The sequence below is a fragment of the Nocardiopsis codii genome (genome assembly GCF_036327455.1).
Lineage (GTDB): Bacteria > Actinomycetota > Actinomycetes > Streptosporangiales > Streptosporangiaceae > Nocardiopsis > Nocardiopsis codii.
In genome coordinates this window covers 1-567 of the sequence record NZ_JAUZMY010000092.1, presented here as the reverse complement: position 1 = coordinate 567, position 567 = coordinate 1, and the positions used below count along the sequence as shown (strand labels likewise).

General features: G+C 69.3%; 1 protein-coding gene. It reads left to right on the top strand.

The genetic code is table 11. The annotated features are described in order from the left end of the window. Positions 1-26 precede the first annotated feature (26 nt). Positions 27-567: AMP-binding protein (locus Q8791_RS31770; RefSeq protein WP_330095555.1), on the top strand; the 541-nt coding region annotated here is incomplete at its 3' end.

Below are 567 nucleotides of genomic sequence, written 5' to 3'. Positions count from 1 at the left end.
TCACCCACCTCAGCCTCACCGCCGGCATGTTCCGCGTCGTAGTCGAAGAAGACGTCCACAGCCTCACCGGACTCACCGAGGTCACCACCGGCGGAGACACCATCTCCCCCACCGCCGTCAACCACCTCCTGACCACCCACCCCCACATGATCGTGCGCACCACCTACGGGCCCACCGAAACCACCCTGTGCGCCAGCCAACAACCCTGGACCCACACCCACAGACCCAACGGACAGGCCCCGCAGAGCAACACCGACACCCAGGCCCCCGTCCAAGGACCCGACAGGCCGGTCCCACCCGGCGGGACCACGGCCCCTGTCAAAGCACCCGACGGACAGATCCAGCAGGGCGAGACCGCGCATCCGGCCCAGGCACCCGTTCACAGACCCGCCGGGCCCATCCCGCTCGGTAAGGCCATGCACCACACCGGCCTGCTCCTCCTGGACCACCACCTCCAACCCGTCCCACCCGGCGTCCAAGGCGAGCTCTACATCACCGGCACCGGACTCGCCCGCGGCTACACCCACCAACCCGCCCTCACCGCCACCCACTTCACCCCCAACCCCC